Here is a 20,615-nt window from a genome sequence, read left to right on the forward strand (position 1 = left end):
TTGTCAACATCGAAATCCGTCACACCTGGAGGAAACCGTGAGCGACTCACCTGACGTGGTGATCAGCCCCTCCAAAGCCGCGGCCCGTATCCGCGCGGCAGCCGTGGACGCTTTTGCCTCCGCGGGCTACGGCGGCACCACCACCCGTGACATCGCCGCGCGACTCGACATGAGTCCCGCCGCCATGTACCCGCACTACCGCTCGAAAGAAGAGCTGCTTTTCGCGATCAGCTTCGAAGGCCACACCGAAGCGTTGAAGGTGGTCGAGGGCGCCGACCGACCTGGTGAAGAACCGTCCGTTCGTTTGCAGGAACTGATCAGCACCTTCGCCAGTTGGCAGGCCGGGCACCATTCACTCGCTCGCGTTGTCCAGTACGAACTCACTGCCCTCACACCAGAGCACTACCGAACCGTCGTCGCGCTTCGCCGCAGCACGACGCGGGTGGTCCGGGAGGTTGTCGATGCCGGCGTGCAGTCGGGCGATTTCACGATCCCTGATGCCGAAGGCGTCACCCTCGCCTTGATGTCCCTGTGCGTCGACGTGTGCCGCTGGTTCCCGGCCGGCAACTACACGAATCCGGAAGACATCGGAAAACTGTACGGAGACCTGGCATTGAGGATGGTGGGCGCCGCCCGAATCAGGTGACGCCGACCGCAGAAAGGACTCGGCCAGTGGCCAACCGCACCTATCTCTACTCGACCCCTGTTGCCCCGCATGAGAATCCGGCTGCCGCTCGCACCCGTGGACTCAAAGGAATCTCGGAGTGGTCGTACGCGATACCGCTGGTCCCCCGGATCCTTGTGTCCGTGAATCCGCTCCCCCGCCAGTCGATCATCTGGGACGACACCCCCGACCTGATCGCGGTCACCGCGCCCTGTGGTCCTGGTATCGCCCGGCTCGAAGACTTCCTCGGCCGCATCGATCACCCCGCACTCGGCACGATGGCCGGCGATGCGCTGCGTTTCCTGCACAGCCACACCGAACCCGACCACTACTTCGTCCTCGAGTGCGGCGAGATCTTCGACATGGACGACGAACCGTTCGCCGAACAGGGCACGGCCCTGATGACCGGTCTGGCGGACATCGACGCCGAGATGGAGGCGGCGCTGGCCACGCTCGCGCCCGTCAAGCCGCGCTTCTGGGAGCGACTGTTCACGCCGACTCAGGAGAGCGTCGAGGAACCGCTACGCGAGCTCGGCCTCGGTTACTGGTCCGAGACCCTGTACTTCGATCTCGACGTCCCGCGATAGGAGCCGATCAGTCCGAGATCTCACCCAACCGACGCTCCAGGTAGGCCCGCTCCGGTTCCGTACCAACGAGTTTCAGAGCTTGTCGGTACGCGGATGCCGCTGCGTCGGTGCGCCCCAACCGCGCGAGCAGTTCGGCGCGTGCAAGGTGATACGGGTGGTAGTCGGTAAGTTTGGGCTCCGCTGCCAGTTCTTCCAAAGCTGCCAGCCCAACCTCCTCGCCGTCGCGCATCGCCAGCGCCACTGCCCTGTTGACTGCGACGACGGGCGAAGGCGTCAACGTGAGAAGCACTCCGTAGAGCGCGCAGATCTGCGGCCAGTCGGTGCTCTCCACATCTGCGGCCTCGTCGTGCAATGCGGCGATGGCGGCCTGCACCCCGTACGGCCCCGGCGCTCCCCCGGTCAACGCGACTACGACGAGGTCGCTGCCTTCCTCGATCATCGGCTGGTCCCAACACCCGCGATCCTGGTCTTCGAGGAGCACGATCCCGCCGGCGGCGTCGGTACGGGCATCCCGACGCGCGTGGACGAGAAGCATCAATGCAAGCAACCCGGCGATCTCGCGCTCATCGGGAAGCAATGCGCGCAAGATCCTCGCCAGCCTGATCGCCTCCACCGCCAGGTCGACGCGTTGCAGATCCGGACCCGAACTCGCTGCGTACCCCTCGGTGAACACCGAGTAGATCACCTGCAGAACACCGGGCAAACGTTCCGGGAGTTCTTCGGCGCTGGGAGTGCGGAAGGGAATCCGAGCCTGACGGATTTTCTTCTTCGCGCGCACGATCCGCTGCGCCATCGTCGCCGAAGGAACGAGGAAGGCCCGAGCGACTTCGGGCGTCGTCAACCCGCCGAGGCAACGCAAGGTGAGTGCGATTCGGTCGTCCTCGGCCAGCGCTGGGTGCGAGCAGGTGAAGAACAGCTGCAACCGCTCGTCGGGAAGTTCTCCGTCGACCGTGGGCGGCGCCGGGTCGGCACGATCGGCGTCCACCTGCATCACCGCCAAGCGCGCCGCATAGGCCTGATCACGACGAAGCCTGTCGACAGCTTTGCGACGCGCCGTGGTCAGCAGCCAGGCACCGGGTTTGGCGGGCACACCGTCCACGGGCCAGTGCACCAACGCGGACTCGACGGCTTCGGAGGTGACTTCCTCGGCAAGATCCAGATCACCGAAGCGGCGGACGAGCGAGGCCAAGAGTCGTCCGCGTTCCTCCCGGAACACTGACTCGATGGAGTTCTCGGCCTGCTCGTCCACGGCGAATCAGTCCCCGAACCCGGCCAGTGGACGCACCTCGACGCTGCCGCCGTCGCGCGCGCCGGGGCACCGCGCGGCCCATGAAAGCGCCGCATCCAGATCGGGAACGTCGATGACGTCGTAGCCGCCGAGGATTTCACGGGTTTCTGCGAAGGGTCCGTCGGTGACGGTCTTTTCTCCGGACTGCGAGACCCGAACCGTCGTCGTAGTCGTCAGGTCGGCGAGGTCATCGCCGGACACCCAGATCCCGGCATCCTTCATTTCCTTGTCGTATTGCTGCCAGTCCTCGAACGTGCACTGGGGTTCGGTGTCTCCGCCGGGTGCGGTGTAGATGAGCAACATGTACTTCATGACTGACTCCTTGGTCTGTTGTTTTTCTTGCGGCTTTCTTGCCTTACAACATGACGACGAACGGTTCTCCCCGGAATCGACAGGCGACTCGAAAAAACTTTTGGCGGGTTCGTCCGAGGTGCTGCCGTTAGGCTGAGTGTATGACCGAACGCGACCGGGACGCCGCTGGGAACCCCCTCAATTCGCGGCCCCGTGACGGACTCGGACGTCCACTGCCACGCGACGCAGCGGGCGGTGTCCCGCGCATTCCGGACGATGTACGCCTGCCACCAGACGAGTCGATCACCGAGGCGCAGCGCCTCCTCGACCACGGCATGCCTTTCCACGCACACGAGATTCTCGAAGGAACGTGGAAAAGCGCGCCGCCCGAGGAACGTGACCTGTGGCAGGGACTGGCTCAGTTGGCCGTCGGGCTCACCCATCTGCTTCGGGGCAACAACACCGGCGCCGTCTCACTCCTCGGCCAGGGTCACGACCGCATCAGGCACTACGAGGTCGAGAGTCCGCACGGCCTCGATATCCTCGGTCTACTGACGTGGTCCGAACACCTGCTCGCCGAAATCGATCGCCCCGGCGATTTCCCCGCCCCTCCGATTCCGAGGTTGAGAATCCCCTGATGCCCATCTTCCCCATGTTTCCGCTCGGCTCCGCTTTGCTACCGGGTGAGGTGTTGCCCCTGAACATCTTCGAACCTCGGTATCGCGCACTGGTCGAGAACGTTCTCGAAGCTGCCGACGGCCCACTGTTCGGAGTCGTGCTCATCGCTCGTGGCCACGAGGTCGGTGGCGGCGAATCACGTCACGACGTCGGCACTCTGGCTCGGATCGAGTCTCATGTCGCCATGGGTGCCGGGCGGTATCAGTTGTATTGCCGGACCGAAGACCGCATCCGGGTCAATCGATGGCTGCCGGACGATCCCTACCCACTTGCCGAGGTCGAATTGTGGCCTGACGAGAACAACGGAACACCAGTCACTGCTTACGAATACGACTCGCTCCTCGAGCGCATCGAGTTCATGTACGGAATGTTGGGAAAGCTCGCACTTCGGGCCGGCGAACAGACTCCGCGAATGCCCGTCCCACCGGATCCCTTGGATCCGCTGGGTTCTCGGCTGTTTGCCCTCGCCAGGAGCATTCCGATGGGTGACGCCGATCGCCTGGCGATTTTGACCGCGCCAGGTGCCGACGAACGTATTCGCGCACTCTCGGAGGCAGTCGAGAACACCATCGAGGTCGCGCAGTTCAATCTCCTCTGAGCGCAACTACGCCATCGTCTGACCCATGTCGATGACGATCTTCGTCCCGGTGACCGCGCGGGAGAGGTCCGTCGCGAGGTAGACGACAGCGTTGGAGATGTCCTCGACGGTGGTGCGCGGGACGGACGTGAGCGGCCACTTGTACGAGTTCATGTACTCCGGATGAGTAGTGAGTACCTTACCGACGTTGGGATCGTTGCCCATCTCGGTCTCCACCGCGCCAGGGTGGATGGTGTTGACTCGAATGTCGAAGCTTCCCAATTCCGTTGCAGCAGTGCGAGCCAAACCCACGAGGCCGTGCTTGGCCGCCGAGTAGTGCGCGCAGCCGGGCGCTTCGGCGACGCCGGCAGCACTGCTCACAATCACGATGGAACCACCGTTGCCGGCTTCGATCATTGCAGGAACCGCAGCTGTCATCGTGCGCCAGACACCATTGAGATTGATGTCCACCAGCGTCGACCACTGCTCTTCAGGCATCTCCCAGAAACGGTTCCACGTAGCGATGCCCGCATTGGCAATCACGACGTCGAGGCGACCGAACTTGTCGACGCCCGACGCCACCGCCGCACGCAGTGCCTCGAGGTCACGGACGTCCGCTACAGCGGTGACGATCTCGCGCCCCTCCGCTCGCACGAGACGAGCCGTTTCTTCGAGGTCGGCTTCAGTCGCGGCCGCGTAACCCACGTCTTCGGACACCGACGCGCACACGTCGACAGCGATGACGTCTGCACCTTCCTGCGCGAGTCGAATCGCGTGATTGCGTCCCTGACCCCGCGCTGCACCGGTGATGAAAACGACCTTGCCTGCCAACAGTTGTGTCATGGCCGGGACGTTAGACGCTGATGTGGCCCGCTGCCTCCGAGTTCCCGCTCGACGGGAATCAACCGTCGACGATGACGACGTGAAGATTCCTCGGACCATGGACACCTTCGACGCGCTCGAGTTCGATGTCGGAGGTCGCCGACGGGCCGCTGATCATGGTGGTGGGGCGCTCCGGTGTCAGCTTCGCAATCGCCTCCGGCACTCCCACTTCCACACTGCTGCGATACACGACGCAGATGTGTGTGTCCGGTACCAGTGTCAACGCACGGCGTCCCTGTGATGGACCGGCGTCGAGGAAGATGGTGCCGGTTTCGGCGCACGCTACCTTCGAGCCGGTGACAACGGCGTCGAGGTTCTCGAGTTCAGGAGCCGGTACGTCCGGGCTGTCCACCACCAGCGTTCCGTCGAATCCGGCTACCCATGATCGGTCGAGGCCGGCGGGGATCCCCAGAGTGTGTAGTCCGTGCTCTCTCACTATTCCGGTGAAGGCCTCAGCGATTTCTGTTGCAGCGCAATGGTGAACGTGCGCCTTGTAGTCCACCAGACGGTCGACGAACAAATCGATGAGTTCCTCGTCGGACATGGTTCTGCCAGTCCGGTAGTTTCGCGGTATCTCGCCTTCGCGGGCGGGCGCCAAGGTGATGGCATCACGAATGCGTCCGAGCACCACGTCACGTGAATTCATCTGTCCGCCTTCCCGTCACGACGAGCCTCGTCCAATGCCGCGCGGCCTTCGTCGGAGTCCCACCAGGATCGGAAGGTCTGCTTGGGCGGTGCGGGAATGTCTCTGGCAGCTGTCCAACCGTTCAATGGAGGTGGCAACGTAGAGATCTTCCCTTTCCTGCCGGCCACGACGCGTCCGAGCCCGGCAGCTTTCTGAGCCAACGTCCACCGGCCCTCGGTCGACATCGCCAGAGAGGCGGCTTTCATCGCCAAAGACTCTGCCGTGACACCGGATTGCTCGACCTTCTGGTGCCGCAATTCGACGAGCAGCGAGGGTATGTCGATCTTGACCGGGCAGGCGTCGAAGCACGCACCGCACAGACTCGAGGCAAAGGGAAGCGTCGAGTTGGGATCGTCTTTGCCATGCATGCCCGCGAGCTGCGGAGTCAGCACCGCGCCGATCGGTCCCGGATAGGTCGATCCGTAGGCGTGACCGCCGGTGCGCTCGTAGACCGGGCACACGTTCAGACACGCCGAGCACCGTATGCAGCTCAGGGCTTCCCTCCCGATCTTGTCGGCAAGCGCGGCAGTCCGACCGTTGTCGAGGAGGACCAGGTGGAACTCCTGTGGACCGTCGTCGGGCGTGACGCCGGTCCACATGGAGGTGTACGGGTTCATCCGCTCCCCCGTCGAGGACCGCGGCAGCAGTTGCAGGAAGATCTCCAGATCCTGATACGTCGGCAGAATCTTCTCGATGCCCATCACGGTGATCAGTGTTTTCGGCAGCGTCAGGCACATTCGCCCGTTGCCCTCCGACTCCACGACGGTCAGAGTGCCCGTGTCCGCGATGCCGAAATTGGCGCCGGAGACGGCGACCGGCGTCGTCATGAACTTGTGGCGCAGAAACTTTCGTGCAGCAGCGGCAAGTTCGGCCGGGTTCTCCCCGAGGTTGGGGTCGACATCTGGCATCTCACGAAGGAATATCTCCCGAATCTCGGACCTGTTGCGATGGATCGCGGGAACCAGGATGTGCGACGGTTTGTCGTGGCCGAGTTGGACGATCAATTCCGCGAGATCGGTCTCGTAGGCGGTGATTCCGTGGGCTTCGAGATGCTCGTTGAGACCGATCTCCTGCGTGGCCATCGACTTGACCTTGATGACCTCGTCGGAGCCGGTGGCTTTGACAAGTTCGGTCACAATGGCGTTGGCCTCGTTGGCATCCGCCGCCCAATGCACATGCCCACCGCGCGCGATGACTGCAGCCTCGAACTGTTCGAGCAGTTCCGGCAACCGCGCCATGACGTCGGCCTTGATCGCCGAACCCGCGTCACGCAGCTCTTCCCAATCGGGCAGCTCTCCAGTCACGTTGATGCGCTTGGCACGGATGGTGTGCGTCGCCTTGCCGATATTGCGTCGCAGTTGCGCGTTGGCCAGCTCGTGATGTGCTGCGACGGGGAATTTCTCAGTACCTCGCAGGAACCCTGCACCCTCGGGCGACCTCGGCGGGAAGCTGGGCAGACCCAGCGTCACAGCGCTCATGCGTGCACCCGGCTTTCCACCGACGCCAGAATCTCCGCGAGGTGAATGGTCTTGGCGCCCATCTGCAGTCGTGACATACCGCCGCCGATGTGCATGAGGCAGGACGAGTCTCCGGCGCTGCAGAATTCGGCGCCGGTGTCCGCAACGTGGCGAATCTTGTCCGCCAGCATGGCCGTCGAAGTCTCCGCATTCTTGATGGCGAAGGTGCCGCCGAATCCACAGCAGGAATCTGCTTCGGGGAGTTCGACCAGATCGATGTCGCGGACGTTGCGCAGCAACTGAAGTGGCTTGTCCCCTACCCTCAGCATCCGCAGTGAGTGACAGGTCGGGTGATAGGTGACCCGGTGCGGGAAGTACGCGCCCACATCGGTGACCCCGAGAACGTCCACGAGGAATTCGGAGAGCTCGTACGTCTTTGCCTTCACGGTCTGCACCTGTCCACACAGCGACGCGGTGCCGTAGCGCTCGGCGACGATCTCGTGTTGATGACGGACCGAGCCGACGCACGACCCCGATGGTGCGACAACCGCGTCGATCGACGCATCACCGAAGGTGTCGGCGTAGTTCGCGACCAGCGGCAGTGCTCCCGGCTGATAGCCGGTATTGACGTGCATCTGCCCGCAGCAGGTCTGCCCGGACGGAAACACGACGTCGTGCCCGAGACGGGTGAGCAGGAGGGCGGTGGCCTTGACGGCGTCGGGAAACATCGTGTCCCCGATGCAGGTGGCGAACAGCGCTACTCGCATGTGGTTCCCCGCAATCTGTCGGTGTGGTCTGACCACAGTAATACATCCCCGGACAGGCCACCCCATAAACGGCGTCCACCCGGTTATGCTCTTGCCTCATGCCGACCGAGCCGAGCCCGCGAGCGTGGGAACAAGTACTGAGCCACCTCGAACGTCGGCTCGTTTCAGGCGAGGTGTCTCCTGGCCAGCGCCTGCCGGGAGAGAGAATTCTGGCAGCAGAGTTGGGCGTCGGACGGTCATCGGTCCGAGAAGCGTTGCGGGTCATGGAAGCACTCGGCCTCCTCAAGGCGCAGACTGGCTCCGGCCCGACATCCGGCGCGATGATCGTAGCCAAACCGACCGGCGGTATGACCATGCTGATGCGGATGCAGGTTGCAGCACAAGGCTTTCCGGTCTCGGATGTGGTGAAGACACGACTCGTGCTCGAATCCGAGGTGATGCAGTCCCTGGCATCGCGGACCCCGACACCCGACCTCCGCGCGGCCGTCGAACTGCTCGACTCGATGGAGGACGCAGCTCTCTCGGCCGAGGAATTCTTGCTACTCGACGCACAGTTCCACGTGGCGCTCGCCGACGCGGCGGGCAATCAGGTGATCGCAGCCATGATGACCGGCCTGCGCGAGTCCATCGAGGACTACGTTCTCGCGGGCGTCCAGATCGACAGCTGGCCGAGCACCTGCATGCGACTGCGTGACGAACACCGAGGATTGGTGGATGCGGTCAACGCGGGTGACGGCGAACTCGCACGTCAGCGCATAGTCGGCCACATCCGCGGTTACTACTCGGAAAGCGCGCACTCCAGCCGGTGACAGGGGGTGGTAATTGCGCCTCCAGAAGTCGTGTACTGTTGGTTTCACACCGACGCGGGGTGGAGCAGCTCGGTAGCTCGCTGGGCTCATAACCCAGAGGTCGCAGGTTCAAATCCTGTCCCCGCTACAAAGAAGAGGCCCGTAGGTTGCGAAAGCGACCTACGGGCCTTTTGCTGTGCGCCTTTATTAACCGTCGGGGGTTAATAAAGGCGCACAGCAGTGGTTCACACCACCACGTTGTGAAAATCGATCTCTGCGACCAGCATGCCGGAGAACCACCGATCCAGGTCCTCGTCGGTGACGGACTCGGGCATGGCGTCCACCTCGCACGCCAGCACCGCCACCTGAGACACGAACGGCGGAGCGACATGCATGTCCACCCAGTCCTGCAACGCTGGTTCGCGATCTACCTTCACTGCCGCCGCCTCCCGGCACCACGACAGATACAGGGTTTCCGCGGCGTACATGCCCACCAGCGCCGCCGCCCTGCCCTCTTCGCGAGCGAGGGCCAAGGCGTGCGTGGACAGCACGGCCGACTCCTCGACCAGCGCCGCTGCGTCACCCTCGTACGGGAAGCGGGAACGCAACTGCGCGAAATACTCGCGCTGCTCGCCCACCAGGTTCGACATCGACGTCACGTGGTCGAGCGCGTCGTCGAGCGTCGGGGATTCGGCGACCACCAACCCCAACACCTTGACGGCCGTCCGTACAAATGCCTCTTCGATCACGAGGTACCGGCGGAATCCCTCATCACTCAACGTCCCGCCGATGGTGTCCTCGATGAATGGAACCGCCCGCGCGGCAGCGAGATTACTCTGCTGCCGCGCGAGCAGGTCTGAGGAGCGACTCATTCGCCGGCGACCCAACTGATCAAGCCGTCGAACAGGTCGGTGTATCCGGGCCACTGCTCACAGAACTCCGGCGGAGCCCAGTGCGGCGAGCAGTCCGAGGTGAAGACGATCGACCGTCCGGCGCCGTATTCACCGGCAGCGACAAGCGGATCGCCGTTGATGGTGGCGGGAACCACGGCACCGTCCTTCGCGACGACGCGGTTGTATCCCAGGAGCGCCGGCCAGGAATCGCCGGCACCACCGAGAGCCGGGTGAGCAGCATCGACGACGGTGGGAACGATCCCAGCCGGTGTCTCGACGCGATCGTCTTCGGCCAGCATCGTCACGGGCAGTACCTCGGCGATCGCGGTCTGGCGGAAAGCTGCTCGCGCCTGGAATCCGGAGAACGAGAGGTAGCCACCGATCATCATCAGTGAGCCGCCGGCGTTCACCCAGTCATGTAGCGCGACAAGACGATCCTCGCCGGCGCGGAACTGGTCGAACACGCCGGGAGCCAGCTGCAGCGAGTTCGCTCCGATGTCGGAGAGAACGACGACGTCGAACTGCGACAGTGCTTCTGCGGTACCGGGGAACTGCGTCGGCACCAGGTGTGCGGGCATGTGTGTCACGTCGTGGCCACGTGAGGTGAGCGCATCCCGAAGCGGACCGACTCCCTCGACGTAGGAATGGACACTGAACTCGTCGACGCCCTTGACGTGCGTCGACGTCGTCATCCAGCTCTCGCCGGCGATCAGTACTCGTTTACCCATGACTGCTTCTGTTTCCTTTCGCGGCCTGCTCGAAGAGCGACCTCGGGTTGTCTCGCATCAATGCGGACACTTGCTGGGGATCTACGCCTGCGCGCACCAATCGGGCGGCGAAGGCGAGTGGTACGTAGGAGAATCCGTTTCCGCCGTGCTTTCTGAGCATTGATTTGAGGAAGAGGTCGTGACTGAGCAGGAGCTGTGATGCGTGACCGGAGGTGACCAATCCGGCTACCGCAGTGGCTGTTTCCGCCGGATGTGGAGAAAGACCCTCGCCGGGGAAATCGAAAGGCATCCCGATCATGTCGAACTCGAGAAAGACACCGCGGTCGGCGAGCGATCGTTGGTAGTCGGCGTCGTGTCCGGACGGGTCCATGTGGCACAGGACCACTGCTTGCGGATCGACGCCCATCTCGTCGACCACGATGTCGACGACGTGATGTCCCACGCGCTGCCAGCCCGGAAGGTGGACGAACAGGGGCACGTCCACCTCGCGCTGGGCGATGCATGCCGCCCGCAACGCTTTCGCCTCGTTCTGAGTGAAGAGCGGGGAGACTCCGATCTCCCCGATCACGCCAGGAGCCAATTCCTTTGCCGGATCGAACTCCTCGACGAGCGAACCTGCCAGATCGTCGACACCGAGTTCGTGGACCTCGACCGGATGGGTCGTCTCGAGGTACCACCCTGAACCCATGATCACTCGCACGTCTGACTTTCGTGAGAACTCCGCCAGCTTCTCCGGTGCCCGGCCCAGTCCCGGCGGTGTCAGATCGACGATCGTCCGACCACCGAGGCGGGCGAAGTCCGCAAGGTCTTCCACCACGGCCGATCCGTCGTCGACTCGACAATTGTCAAGACTGTAGTACGGATTGTCGTGAAGAAGCCAGGCATCCTCGGCGCGTACCGGACCAGCCAACCGCTGCGCCACAACCGGATCCGGGGCCTCGGTGTACGCACCGGTGACGTCGTTGTGCAGATGTTCGTGTGGGAGAACCAGTCCGAGTTCCGAGCTGTCCACGGTTCCCGTGACGGTACGAACCTTGCTCATGAGCGTGCAGGCCCCGACGGTGCGGACTGCAGGTGTCGCCACAGCGCGCTCAGTGTATGTCCGCGCATGTTGATCCAGATGGCCAGTAGCAGAACGACACCGGTGATGATCGGCGTCAGGAACGGGCTCACGCCGAGCAGGGTCAATCCGTTGGCGATGATTCCGGTCAGGACGGCGCCGATGACGGTACCGATCACGGTGCCGCGACCGCCGAAGAGATTGGTGCCACCGAGAACCACCGCGGTGATCACGGTGAGCTCGAATCCCGTTGCGGAGTTGGCCGAACCCGAGCCCAGTCGAGCCGCGATCAGCAGTCCCGCGATGCCGGCAGCCAGGCCGGTGAAGACGAGCGTCATCATGAGCACACGACGCGTGTTGACGCCGGACCGTCGCACGGATTCGACGTTGGATCCGATACCGGTGACGTAGCGCCCGAAGCGCATGCGGTTGAGCGCAATTGCTCCGATGACCACGACGACGAGAGCAATCCAGGCGCTGGCGGAGAACCCGAGGAACTCAGCAGTTCCGAGCTTCGCGAAGTAAGTGTCGGCCGGAACCGGAACGGAGAATCCTTCGGTCCGATACAGCGCGATACCGCGAATGACGGACATCGTCGCCAGAGTCACGATGAACGGCGGAATGCCCTGATAGGCAGCGAGCCATCCGTTGACCAGGCCCCAGGCCGCACCCATCACCGGGGCGGCGACGAAGACCAGGGACGAATCGACGCCGGCCTGGATAAGCTCGGCACTCATCGCCGCGACGAACGCGACGATCGCACCGACGGACAGGTCGATCTGACCTGCCGTGATCACGAAAGTCATCGCCACCGCGATGATCAGAACCGGAGCGATCTGGGTTGCCAGGTTCGACAGGTTCGTGAATGTCAGGAACGACGACGTGGTCGCCGAGAAGACGGCTGCGACAGCAACTGTCACCGCCAGCATCGCGAGGGTGGGCTTGTTGACGCTGTCCCACAAGGAGGGTTTCGCGGCGAGCTTGCGCTCGATCGGCGCCTGGGTCTTCTCGAGAGTGGTCATGCCGTGGCTCCCTGTGTTGCTGCCGATGTCCGTTGCGGCACCGGAGTTCGAGTGATGAGTCCGACGAGGGACTCGATGTTGAGGTCGCCGATCGGAACGTCGTCGACACTCTGCCCCTCGTACATGACCGTGATTCGGTCACACACGCGGAACAGGTCCTGCAGGCGGTGTGTCACGAGAATGACGCCCACGCCGGCCGCTGCGACGTCCGTGATCAGCTTGAGCACCGACTCGACCTCGGCGACGGCAAGCGCTGCGGTGGGCTCGTCGAGGATCAGTACGTCTGGGCGGAAGGAGACTGCGCGGGCGATCGCGACGGTTTGCCGCTGTCCGCCGGACAGTTGCCCGATCTCCTGGTAGGTCGACTTCACCTTGACATGCAGGTCGGCAAGAATGTGAGCCGCCTTCTCGTGCATGGCATGCCGGTCGAGGAAGGGGCCTTTTCGCGGTTCTCTGCCGAGGAACAGGTTGCTGGCGACATCCAGCGTGTCGCACAGAGCCAGATCCTGGTAGACGATTCCGATCTTTTTCTGCTGGGCGTCGAGAGGCGTCGAAAAGCGCACTGGTTCACCGTTGACGCGCATTTCGCCGCCGTCGTGCTGAACCGCACCGGCGAGAATCTTCATCAGAGTGGACTTACCGGCGCCGTTGTCGCCGACCACTCCGAGTACTTCACCCTTCGCCAGCCGAAGGTCCACTCCTTGAAGGGACTTCACCGGTCCGTACGACTTGGTGATGCCCGAGAGTTCGATCAGTGGAGGTGCCATGATTACTTCTCCAAGTAGTACATGTAGTCGGCCACGTTCTCCGGGGTCACGATCTGGGTGGGAACCGGGATGTTTGCCGGAGCGCCGCGTCCGCAAGCCAGGTCGATTGCCGAATTCATTGCCTCATGGCCGAATTCGAAGGTGTTCTGCTGGACCACGCCTTTAAGCCAACCGGCTTTGAGTCCGCCTACCGCCTGATCCGAAAGATCCCAACCGACTGCTTCGATGCGATCCTGCGCCTTCTGACTGTTGACCGCCGCGACGAGACCGATCAGTGCCGGCTCACCGGTTGCGTAGACGTACTTCATGTCGCCACCGCCGGTCAGCAGGTTCTCCGCCGCGGTCTGTGCGTTCTCCTGAATGTTACGTCCGTCCACGACGGTGCCGACGGTCATTCCGCGGCCGGTCACGGTCTCCGTGAAGCCCTTCTGCCGCTCCAACTGAACAGTACTGTTGAGCGCGCCGACGATACCGACCGTTCCGGTGTTGTTCGCGACGTCGGCCAAGGTGTTTCCGATCTTGGCACCACCCTCGGCGTTGGCCGTACCGACCTGAGTCGACAGTGCCGGATCGTCGATGGTCGCGTCCACCGCGACGACGGGGATGCCCGCGTTCTTGGCCTTGACCACCGACGGCTTGATTCCGTCCGTGTCGATTGCATCGACGATGATCGCGTCGACTCCGGCGGCGATCAGATTGTCGAAGGCGTTGGCCTGCGCGACGGAATCGTCGTTGCCGCTGATGATCTGCAGGTCGACGCCTGCCTTGTCCGCGACGTTCTTCGCGGCATTGTTGATCTGGTTGAAGTACAGCGCCTGGAGGTTGATGGTCACCAGACCGACCTTGAGCTTGCCGTTCGTCCCGTCACAGCTTTCGGCGACCCGGGTCGGCTGCGGGATGGACGAGCCCCCCGATGCGTCCTTCGAGTCACTCGACGAAGCCGAGTCACAAGCGGTGAGCGTGAGCGCGACTGCAGCTCCCAGCGCCAGAGGCAATGCACGTTTCATCATCGAGTCTCCAAAAGGGTGTGAGGGGTCAATGTTGCTGTGAAGCGGTTCAATTCATCTCGGGTGGGGCATCCGCGGGGGCCTGCGGTGGCGCAAGCCAATGCAGCCGATGCCCCGGCGAGTCGTGCGGCGTCCACCGGTGATCGCCCGGCGTCGACAAAAGCGATGTACGTACCGCCGAAGCAATCACCGGCCCCGACGGCGTCGACGACGTCGACCACTACTGCCGGTTCGCTCGTCACCTCGCCGTCCGGTGTGGCCAGTGTCCAACCTCGCGAGCCGTCGGTCACCAGCAGGTGTGTGTTGTGCTCGGCGGCCAGAGTCTGCCACTGGTCGAAACCGATCCCGAACTCGCCTTCCCACAGGGCACGCCCTACGACGACGTGGTCGGCCAGAGCGAACGCGCGCAGTGCCGCGGATTTGTTTTCACAACCGTCCAGATCGATTACCAGACTTACGCTTCCCGGCAATCCCTCTGGCAGGAAGCCCGCACGGTATCCGTCGAGGAACAGCCGTCCACCACCGGCAGCAGCCAATCGGGTGATGACAACTCCGATTCGTTCGGCATCGTTCGGGTCGTCCTGGCTGATGATTGAGCGATCGCCGTCCTGCGCGATGAGAACAACTGCCGTCGACAGGAACGCATCTCGCGGCGACCAACTGGTGTCGACGCCGTCTGCCTCGAGGGATTCGAGAAACTCGGTGGACCGCGCGTCCGGGCCCACGGCACCGGCAAAGATCACTTGCGCGCCCATTCTGGCCGCGGATACCGCAGCATTTGCATTCATTCCACCGTCGATCTGACTGATGGCCGTTGCCTGAACGCGCTCACCGAGTACCGGTACGTGTGGGACATGTACCGTCACATCGTTGTTGGCGTATCCACAAAAGACAATCATGGTTACTTTCCTGCGGCCCGGGACAGTTCGCGGACCTTCTCGCCTGCGACCCGTCCCCACCAGCGTCCATTGTCCTTCACCGAGGATGCAACTATGGCGCCGTCGCATTCCTTCATCAGCGCTGCGACATTGGCAGCCGTGATGCCGGATCCGATGATCACGGGAAGAACGGTGTTGTCTCGGATCACGGAAACCTCGTCGACCGAAGCGGCGTCACCGGTGCGCGAACCCGTCGCGATCAGAACATCTGCGTCGAAGAACTCGGCGTCTTCGGTCTGTTCCGCGACAGTGCGGTCCGCGACAATGGCATGCGCACCGTGCTTGACGTGCACGTCAGCGAAGATCCGGACCGGGTCGGCGCCGATGCGATGGCGGAAGCGCGTCGTCTTGGCGGCCTGGCCCTCGATGAAGCCCTCATTGGCAATGTAGGCATTGGCCCACTGATTGACGCGCACAAAACTCGCGCCTGCCGCCCACGCTGCGGCCACTCCGCACTCGCCGGCGTTGGACAGGATGCTGACGCCGACGGCCTTGCCGAACTCGCCGACCACCGCTGCCGTGATGACTCCCATGCTCGCGGCGGTTTCGTATCCGTGTTCGCCGGGCTTGAGGAACGGTATGTCCCAGTGATTTTCGACGATCACCCCGTCGAAACCGTTGTCGACATACGCGTGTGCTTCCTCGACGGCGAAGCGAGCAATTTCCGAAACCGGCTGCCCGGTGTAGTGCGGGCTGCCCGGCAGGGCCGGGAGGTGAATGGCCCCGATGAGAGATGGCGTGCCGGTGAACATCTCTGCCAGCGCCGAGGGCTTGGGCGGAAAGACTCCGAGCGGTGATGCGGTCACTTCAGCTACCCCATTCCATGCGCAAGATTTGCGCTGTATGTCCATGCACAAGATCTGCACACGATGTAATCGATTGCCTTGATGAATTAGCAGGTTATGCGATCAACACCGGGTTGTGTCAAGGATTTCACAATTCGAATTTGTAAACGATTGCCTCAATCGCGTTACATGCGGGACACTGGACCGTGCGGTTCGATAACCTCGGACCCGAATCGAGCAGAAAACGGGGGACGCATGCGCAAGGCGACCATTCGCGATGTCGCGGAACTGGCCGGGGTGTCGACGGCCACCGTGTCGCGGGCACTGTCCGGCTCCCGCCCTGTCTCGGACGAGCTTGCAGCGACGATCAAACGAGCCGCGGATTCTCTCGGATACTCGGGAAACATCATCGCCAGCTCACTGCGTCGCAATCGGACGGACACTGTCGGAATGGTGGTTCCGAGTATCGCGAACCCCTTCTTCACTTCGCTGGTGGTCAACGTCGAACACGTCCTCGCTCGGCGCGGCCTACAACTGTTCCTGTGCGATTCTCGTTCCGATCCCGACGTGGAAGCGCAGCGGCTCAAGTCGCTCGTCTCCCGGCAAGTGGACGGAATCATCATCAGCCCGTGCCACGGCGAACTGAGTGCAGAAGCCGTCCGAGCCAGCGCGGCAACGCTTCCGGTCGTTCAACTGGACCGGTTTGCAATGGATACCCAGACGGACTGGGTCGGCGTCGACGACGACGCCGCTCAATCCCTGGTGATGGAGCATCTGTCGGAGCGTGGCGCGCAATCAGCCGCCTTCATCAGTTCCGAGCTGACCAATTCGTCAACAGAACTTCGCCGGGCCGGCTTCTTCCGCCACGCGGATCGAATGGGCATCGAAACTCGTGACGAGTGGACACAACTCGGCGAGTACTCGATCGAGTGGGGGCGCACGGCATCCAACATCATCCTGACCGGCAAAACTCGCCCCGACGCCCTGGTCTGCGCCGACGACTTGATCGCACTTGGCGTGTTGCAGACGTGTCACACATTGGGCATCGACGTTCCCGGCGACGTTCTGGTCACCGGTTTCGACAACATCCCATTCTCCGAATTGTGCAACCCGCCGTTGACCACCGTCGGGCAGCCGCAGGAAAGAATCGCGGAAGAAGCTGTGCGACTTCTGGATCAGGCGATGAACAACTCTTCCGAGTCGACAGCCCACATCGCGCTTGCTCCTGAACTGATTGTCCGTCAGTCCACCGTCGGCCAAGCGGCGGCAACCGCACCGTAAGCAGCGATCGCATCGTCCAGTTCGGAGACCTTGACGCTTTCGTTGGCCGCATGCATCAGCGAGGGAGTGCCAGGGCCCCAGATCACGACGGGAGCACCAGGGGCGGCGGCGGCCAGTACCGAAGCGTCGGTGAAGTACGAAACCGGTTCGGTTGCAACAGGGATAGGCAGGGTGGCCAACCACGGGTCCGACGCGTCGGTACGCACACCTCCCAGATGAATCGACGTCTCCACCGAGTCGACTTCTGGTTGGGCTCGCCACCACGCGAGCAGGTCGGCGCCGTCTCCCACCGTGCGGGGATCGATCACCGCACGTGCACTGTCCGGCACGATGTTCGGAGCCGAACCCCCGCCGACCAAGCCGAGGTTCCAGGTTTCGGCACCCAGAAACGCGTCGGACGACAGCGGAAGCTCACGCCGGGCTCGGTCGACGACGTCAAGCAGTTTGAGGACGGCGTTAGTTCCTCGCTGCGGCGTACTCCCGTGCGCGGCTTTTCCTTTGACGGACACTTCGAGCCACAGTGCGCCGCGGTGCCCCAGGTTGATGCGATTGCCGGTCGCCTCGGGAACGATGACCGCCCCGACCTCGAGATTCGCAACGGCGTCGGCCGAACGAACAGCCCCGAGCGATCCGATTTCCTCGTCGCTCGTCAGCAACAGCGCGACCGGGACTCCACGTTCGAAAGCGTCGACAACCGCGGCAGTAGCGGCAACAAGGCCGGCCTTCATATCCGATGTCCCTCTGCCGAGGAACAATTCGCCGTCGACCTGTGCGGCATACGGATCGAACTCCCAGTCGGAGACAGTGCCCACCGGCACCGTGTCCACGTGGCAGGCGAACAGGAGTCTGGCTGCCGAGGGTGCAGCTTCGTTGGTGATCAAGGCCCAGGGATGATTGCCGGTCAGGTCTGACTCCACCTTCGCCTGTGGCGCACGTGAGAGAACCAACGAGACAATCGAATCCATCGCCCGCTGTTGAGGAGCGGACTCCCCCGAGACCGTGTCGAGAGCTACCAGTTCCGAGAGAAGTCCGAGGGAATCCATGTACCTATTCTTGCACTGCCACGGATTCAGTGCGCTGCCAGCTGGGCGATGACAACGTAATTGTCGTCGGTCGACTCTCCTTCGACGACATCACAATTGGCGAGGATCAGCCGTCCCGGAACCGATTCGCGCAACTCGTGAGCGCCCAGCAGCGAACCTTTGTGCAGCGGCCCGACTGTTTCGACGTCGTACTCGAGTGTGCCGTTCGGTGTACCCAGGAGAATTCGATCGCCCGGCTCCACTACCCGGAGCGCCCGGAATGGTGCTTCGCGAGTGGTGTAGTTGTGGCCGACCACGACAACTGTTTGTGTGGTCGACGTTCCCGGCATTCCGCTTTCACCCCACCACACCGGCAGTTCGTCGACGGGATTCAGTTGCTGCCCACTCTCGCCGCCGCGCATCAGTTTCTCCGAGTGCAACGGACTGCTCAGGTACGTGACCCCGGACGCAGACCTCAACTCGATCCTCTCGGGTTCTGCCGGATCGACGGTCACCGAAGCCGGTGCAGCCGCGATATGCGACTGCACCGGCGAGCGGTCAGGTAGCGATCCCGCGTTCTCGCCCGAACATCCGGATACGAGGACGGCGAGGATCGCTACCGCCGAGAGACCGAGGCTACGCAGACGTGTTGCCCGGGCCGTCATGACGCTTGCGACGAACAACCACCGTCGTAGCTGCTGCGGCGGCAGCGCCCACGACTCCGACGCCGATCAATACAGCCGGCAGGTTGGAGTTGCTGCTACCGCTGGTGCTGCTGCTTGCGGTGTCACCGAGAGCAAGGTCGACCGGGGGCAGGCTTCCGGCGAGCGCCGGATCGCCGTCGGCATCGGTGACGTAGTAGTCGACGACGTCGAAGGCTCCCTTGTTGTTGTAGTAGCCGACCAGCTTGACGCCGGTCTTGTTCACTACAGCGGTGGTCTCGTCGACCTTCGTGACCCCGGAGCCGTCGTCAGTGTGCTCACCGATGATCACTTCACCGCCGACGCCTGTTCCGTTGTCGATCTCCTTCTCGCCCTTTGCCTTGAGCTCGTCGACGATCTTCTGCGCTGCATCCGCTTCGGCCTTTGCGGCGGCTGCAGCGGCCTGAGCTTCCTTGGCCTTTGCTGCCGCGGCGTCGGCCGCCGCCTTCGCGTCTTCGGCGGCCAGGTAGAGATCCTGCGCCTTCTTGCTCGCCGCTTCGGCAGCTTCGGCCTTCTTGGCGGCTTCGGCAGCCTTTTCGTCGGCGATGGCTCGCTTGTCGGTGGCAGCCTCGCCCGCAGCATCGGCTTCGGCCTGGGCCGTCTCCGCGGCCTTCTGCGCAGCGTCGGCATCCTTCAGCGCGGAAGCCGCAGTAGCCGCCGCTTCATCTGCGGCCTTACGGGCGGCGGTAGCAGCTTCTACCTCGGTGGCAGCTGCGGACTCGGCTGCCTTGGCCGTGGTTTCAGCGGCGGTGGCCACCTTCTGAGTTTCCTTGACGGTGATCGCGAGCTGCTTGGCATTCCAAGCTGCGGCCAACGCCTGAGCCTTAGCGACGGCTGCCTTCGCGAAATCCCAGTTCTTGAAGGCTTCCTCGGCTTCCTTGTTCTTGTCCGCTACCAGTTTGGCGTTTGCATCCGCGGCAGCCTTCGCCTCATCGGCCTTGGCCTGCAGAGCATTAGCCTCGGCGCGCGCCTTTGCTGCCTCTTCGGTCTTGGGCCCCGAACCGGCGGCCTTCGCAGCCTCCTCGAGTTCAGCAGCCTTGGCTGCGGCCGCGTCGGCTTCTGCCTGAGCTGTTTTTGCTACCTCTTTCGCATCGGCCGCCGCGGACTCCGCAACCTTGGCTGCCTCTTCGGCTTCCTTGGCAGACTGTTCCGCGGCCCCGGCCTCCGCCTTGGCCTTGGTCGATTCGACCGCCGCCTTGGTTGCCTCGACGCTCGCCTGGGTCATTGCCTCGGTCGCCTTCACCGAAGTGTCTGTCGCTGCGGACGAGTCGACCCCTGCCGTCGCGGCTGCTTCGGCGGCCTTCGCTGCCGCGTCGGCAGCTGCCTTGGCTTTTGCTTCGGCTTCCGCCAGTGCTGCAGCGTCCGTACCAGCGGTTTCGGCACTGCCCGTGCCCGCGACCCCGGCTTCAACCTTCTCCGGCGTGGTCTCGGTGCTCGTCGCCGCGTCGGCGTCGGTGGTGGCAGCTGCCTCTTCCTCGGCGCAGGTCACCAGCGGATCAGCGCTCGGGGTACACACGGTTTCCGGCTCTGCCGATGCAATTCCCGTGCCGCCCACCGCCAATCCGAGAGCTAGTACGGCACCGGCGGCCGCAGAGCGGACCCTCCGAGAATGGGCGATGGACTTCTCCGACATAGCGCTCAACCTTTCGGCCTTCTTTACGAAGACGGCAATTCCGGCGTGGACAGCCTTTACTTCGTCGGCTGACTTCCAGACGTTACGACCGGTCGGTCCGAAAAATTGAGAGCT

The 20,615-nt window shown here is 63.3% G+C and carries 23 protein-coding genes and 1 tRNA gene; 7 read left to right on the top strand and 17 right to left on the bottom strand.

The window, feature by feature from the left end:
• Positions 1–37 precede the first annotated feature (37 nt).
• Complete coding sequence (locus tag AC1Q61_RS01710; protein WP_030536572.1) at positions 38–646, top strand: TetR/AcrR family transcriptional regulator; 609 nt, start codon at positions 38–40, stop codon at positions 644–646.
• Positions 647–672: 26 nt separating this feature from the next.
• On the top strand, positions 673–1,251 hold the full coding sequence (locus tag AC1Q61_RS01715) for a DUF7822 domain-containing protein (protein ID WP_021331877.1): 579 nt from the start codon (positions 673–675) through the stop codon (positions 1,249–1,251).
• 7 nt (positions 1,252–1,258) lie between these two features.
• Here the strand turns inward: AC1Q61_RS01715 and AC1Q61_RS01720 are convergent, their stop codons facing one another.
• Positions 1,259–2,500: an RNA polymerase sigma factor gene (locus tag AC1Q61_RS01720; RefSeq protein WP_118606953.1), complete on the bottom strand. Its 1,242-nt coding sequence runs from the start codon at positions 2,498–2,500 to the stop codon at positions 1,259–1,261.
• Positions 2,501–2,506: 6 nt separating this feature from the next.
• On the bottom strand, positions 2,507–2,851 hold the full coding sequence (locus tag AC1Q61_RS01725; RefSeq protein WP_492650765.1) for a YciI family protein: 345 nt from the start codon (positions 2,849–2,851) through the stop codon (positions 2,507–2,509).
• Between the two features lie 140 nt (positions 2,852–2,991).
• Between AC1Q61_RS01725 and AC1Q61_RS01730 the strand changes: the two genes are divergently transcribed.
• Positions 2,992–3,468, top strand: a complete 477-nt coding sequence (locus AC1Q61_RS01730) for a DUF309 domain-containing protein (protein ID WP_118606955.1) — start codon at positions 2,992–2,994, stop codon at positions 3,466–3,468.
• Complete coding sequence (locus AC1Q61_RS01735; protein WP_099698113.1) at positions 3,468–4,106, top strand: LON peptidase substrate-binding domain-containing protein; 639 nt, start codon at positions 3,468–3,470, stop codon at positions 4,104–4,106. The genes AC1Q61_RS01730 and AC1Q61_RS01735 overlap by 1 nt, the downstream gene beginning before the upstream one ends.
• A gap of 6 nt (positions 4,107–4,112) precedes the next feature.
• On the opposite strand, the gene AC1Q61_RS01740 is transcribed toward AC1Q61_RS01735, so the two are convergent.
• Genes AC1Q61_RS01740 through AC1Q61_RS01755 form a run of 4 tightly spaced genes read right to left on the bottom strand, consistent with a single transcriptional unit; the run spans position 4,113 to position 7,876 of the window.
• Positions 4,113–4,928, bottom strand: coding sequence for a mycofactocin-coupled SDR family oxidoreductase (locus AC1Q61_RS01740; protein ID WP_007730029.1), 816 nt, complete (start codon positions 4,926–4,928; stop codon positions 4,113–4,115).
• Positions 4,929–4,986: 58 nt separating this feature from the next.
• Positions 4,987–5,613, bottom strand: coding sequence for a LutC/YkgG family protein (locus tag AC1Q61_RS01745; protein ID WP_118606957.1), 627 nt, complete (start codon positions 5,611–5,613; stop codon positions 4,987–4,989).
• Positions 5,610–7,130 carry a LutB/LldF family L-lactate oxidation iron-sulfur protein gene (locus AC1Q61_RS01750; RefSeq protein WP_118606959.1) on the bottom strand — a complete coding sequence of 507 codons (1,521 nt, stop codon included), beginning with the start codon at positions 7,128–7,130 and terminating at the stop codon, positions 5,610–5,612. The genes AC1Q61_RS01745 and AC1Q61_RS01750 overlap by 4 nt, the downstream gene beginning before the upstream one ends.
• The gene (locus AC1Q61_RS01755; protein ID WP_003940529.1) at positions 7,127–7,876 is read right to left on the bottom strand and encodes a (Fe-S)-binding protein; all 750 of its coding nucleotides are present in this window, start codon (positions 7,874–7,876) and stop codon (positions 7,127–7,129) included. Before AC1Q61_RS01755 ends, AC1Q61_RS01750 begins: the two co-directional genes overlap by 4 nt.
• Before the next feature lie 98 nt (positions 7,877–7,974).
• Between AC1Q61_RS01755 and AC1Q61_RS01760 the strand changes: the two genes are divergently transcribed.
• Positions 7,975–8,685, top strand: a complete 711-nt coding sequence (locus AC1Q61_RS01760; RefSeq protein WP_007730027.1) for a FadR/GntR family transcriptional regulator — start codon at positions 7,975–7,977, stop codon at positions 8,683–8,685.
• 53 nt (positions 8,686–8,738) lie between these two features.
• Positions 8,739–8,812: transfer RNA gene (locus tag AC1Q61_RS01765), tRNA-Met, on the top strand.
• 97 nt (positions 8,813–8,909) lie between these two features.
• Here AC1Q61_RS01765 and AC1Q61_RS01770 read toward each other — a convergent pair.
• The 8 genes from AC1Q61_RS01770 to AC1Q61_RS01805 are packed head-to-tail and all read right to left on the bottom strand — an operon-like array spanning position 8,910 to position 15,885.
• Positions 8,910–9,536, bottom strand: a complete 627-nt coding sequence (locus AC1Q61_RS01770; protein WP_492650766.1) for a TenA family protein — start codon at positions 9,534–9,536, stop codon at positions 8,910–8,912.
• Positions 9,533–10,285, bottom strand: a complete 753-nt coding sequence (locus AC1Q61_RS01775; protein WP_042926515.1) for a glutamine amidotransferase — start codon at positions 10,283–10,285, stop codon at positions 9,533–9,535. The genes AC1Q61_RS01770 and AC1Q61_RS01775 overlap by 4 nt, the downstream gene beginning before the upstream one ends.
• The gene (locus tag AC1Q61_RS01780; protein WP_228232250.1) at positions 10,278–11,369 is read right to left on the bottom strand and encodes a phosphotriesterase family protein; all 1,092 of its coding nucleotides are present in this window, start codon (positions 11,367–11,369) and stop codon (positions 10,278–10,280) included. Before AC1Q61_RS01780 ends, AC1Q61_RS01775 begins: the two co-directional genes overlap by 8 nt.
• A complete protein-coding gene (locus AC1Q61_RS01785; protein ID WP_003939698.1) occupies positions 11,324–12,367 on the bottom strand; it encodes an ABC transporter permease in 1,044 nt (347 codons plus the stop codon). Before AC1Q61_RS01785 ends, AC1Q61_RS01780 begins: the two co-directional genes overlap by 46 nt.
• On the bottom strand, positions 12,364–13,134 hold the full coding sequence (locus AC1Q61_RS01790; RefSeq protein WP_003939830.1) for an ATP-binding cassette domain-containing protein: 771 nt from the start codon (positions 13,132–13,134) through the stop codon (positions 12,364–12,366). The genes AC1Q61_RS01785 and AC1Q61_RS01790 overlap by 4 nt, the downstream gene beginning before the upstream one ends.
• Before the next feature lie 2 nt (positions 13,135–13,136).
• Positions 13,137–14,144: a substrate-binding domain-containing protein gene (locus AC1Q61_RS01795; protein ID WP_019745494.1), complete on the bottom strand. Its 1,008-nt coding sequence runs from the start codon at positions 14,142–14,144 to the stop codon at positions 13,137–13,139.
• Positions 14,141–15,040, bottom strand: a complete 900-nt coding sequence (locus AC1Q61_RS01800) for a carbohydrate kinase family protein (protein ID WP_030536560.1) — start codon at positions 15,038–15,040, stop codon at positions 14,141–14,143. The genes AC1Q61_RS01795 and AC1Q61_RS01800 overlap by 4 nt, the downstream gene beginning before the upstream one ends.
• A gap of 2 nt (positions 15,041–15,042) precedes the next feature.
• On the bottom strand, positions 15,043–15,885 hold the full coding sequence (locus tag AC1Q61_RS01805; protein WP_003940276.1) for a BtpA/SgcQ family protein: 843 nt from the start codon (positions 15,883–15,885) through the stop codon (positions 15,043–15,045).
• A gap of 234 nt (positions 15,886–16,119) precedes the next feature.
• On the opposite strand from AC1Q61_RS01805, the gene AC1Q61_RS01810 reads away from it, so the two are divergent.
• Positions 16,120–17,145: a LacI family DNA-binding transcriptional regulator gene (locus AC1Q61_RS01810; protein ID WP_003939717.1), complete on the top strand. Its 1,026-nt coding sequence runs from the start codon at positions 16,120–16,122 to the stop codon at positions 17,143–17,145.
• Here AC1Q61_RS01810 and AC1Q61_RS01815 read toward each other — a convergent pair.
• The 3 genes from AC1Q61_RS01815 to AC1Q61_RS01825 are packed head-to-tail and all read right to left on the bottom strand — an operon-like array spanning position 17,106 to position 20,501.
• Positions 17,106–18,188, bottom strand: coding sequence for a M20/M25/M40 family metallo-hydrolase (locus AC1Q61_RS01815; protein WP_492654875.1), 1,083 nt, complete (start codon positions 18,186–18,188; stop codon positions 17,106–17,108). The two genes, AC1Q61_RS01810 and AC1Q61_RS01815, sit on opposite strands and share 40 nt — an antisense overlap.
• Positions 18,189–18,214: 26 nt before the next feature.
• A complete protein-coding gene (locus tag AC1Q61_RS01820) occupies positions 18,215–18,832 on the bottom strand; it encodes a sortase domain-containing protein (RefSeq protein WP_030536558.1) in 618 nt (205 codons plus the stop codon).
• The gene (locus tag AC1Q61_RS01825; RefSeq protein ID WP_030536557.1) at positions 18,804–20,501 is read right to left on the bottom strand and encodes a hypothetical protein; all 1,698 of its coding nucleotides are present in this window, start codon (positions 20,499–20,501) and stop codon (positions 18,804–18,806) included. Before AC1Q61_RS01825 ends, AC1Q61_RS01820 begins: the two co-directional genes overlap by 29 nt.
• Between the last annotated feature and the right edge of the window lie 114 nt (positions 20,502–20,615).

The organism is Rhodococcus sp. MPR-R1B (genome assembly GCF_058793255.1).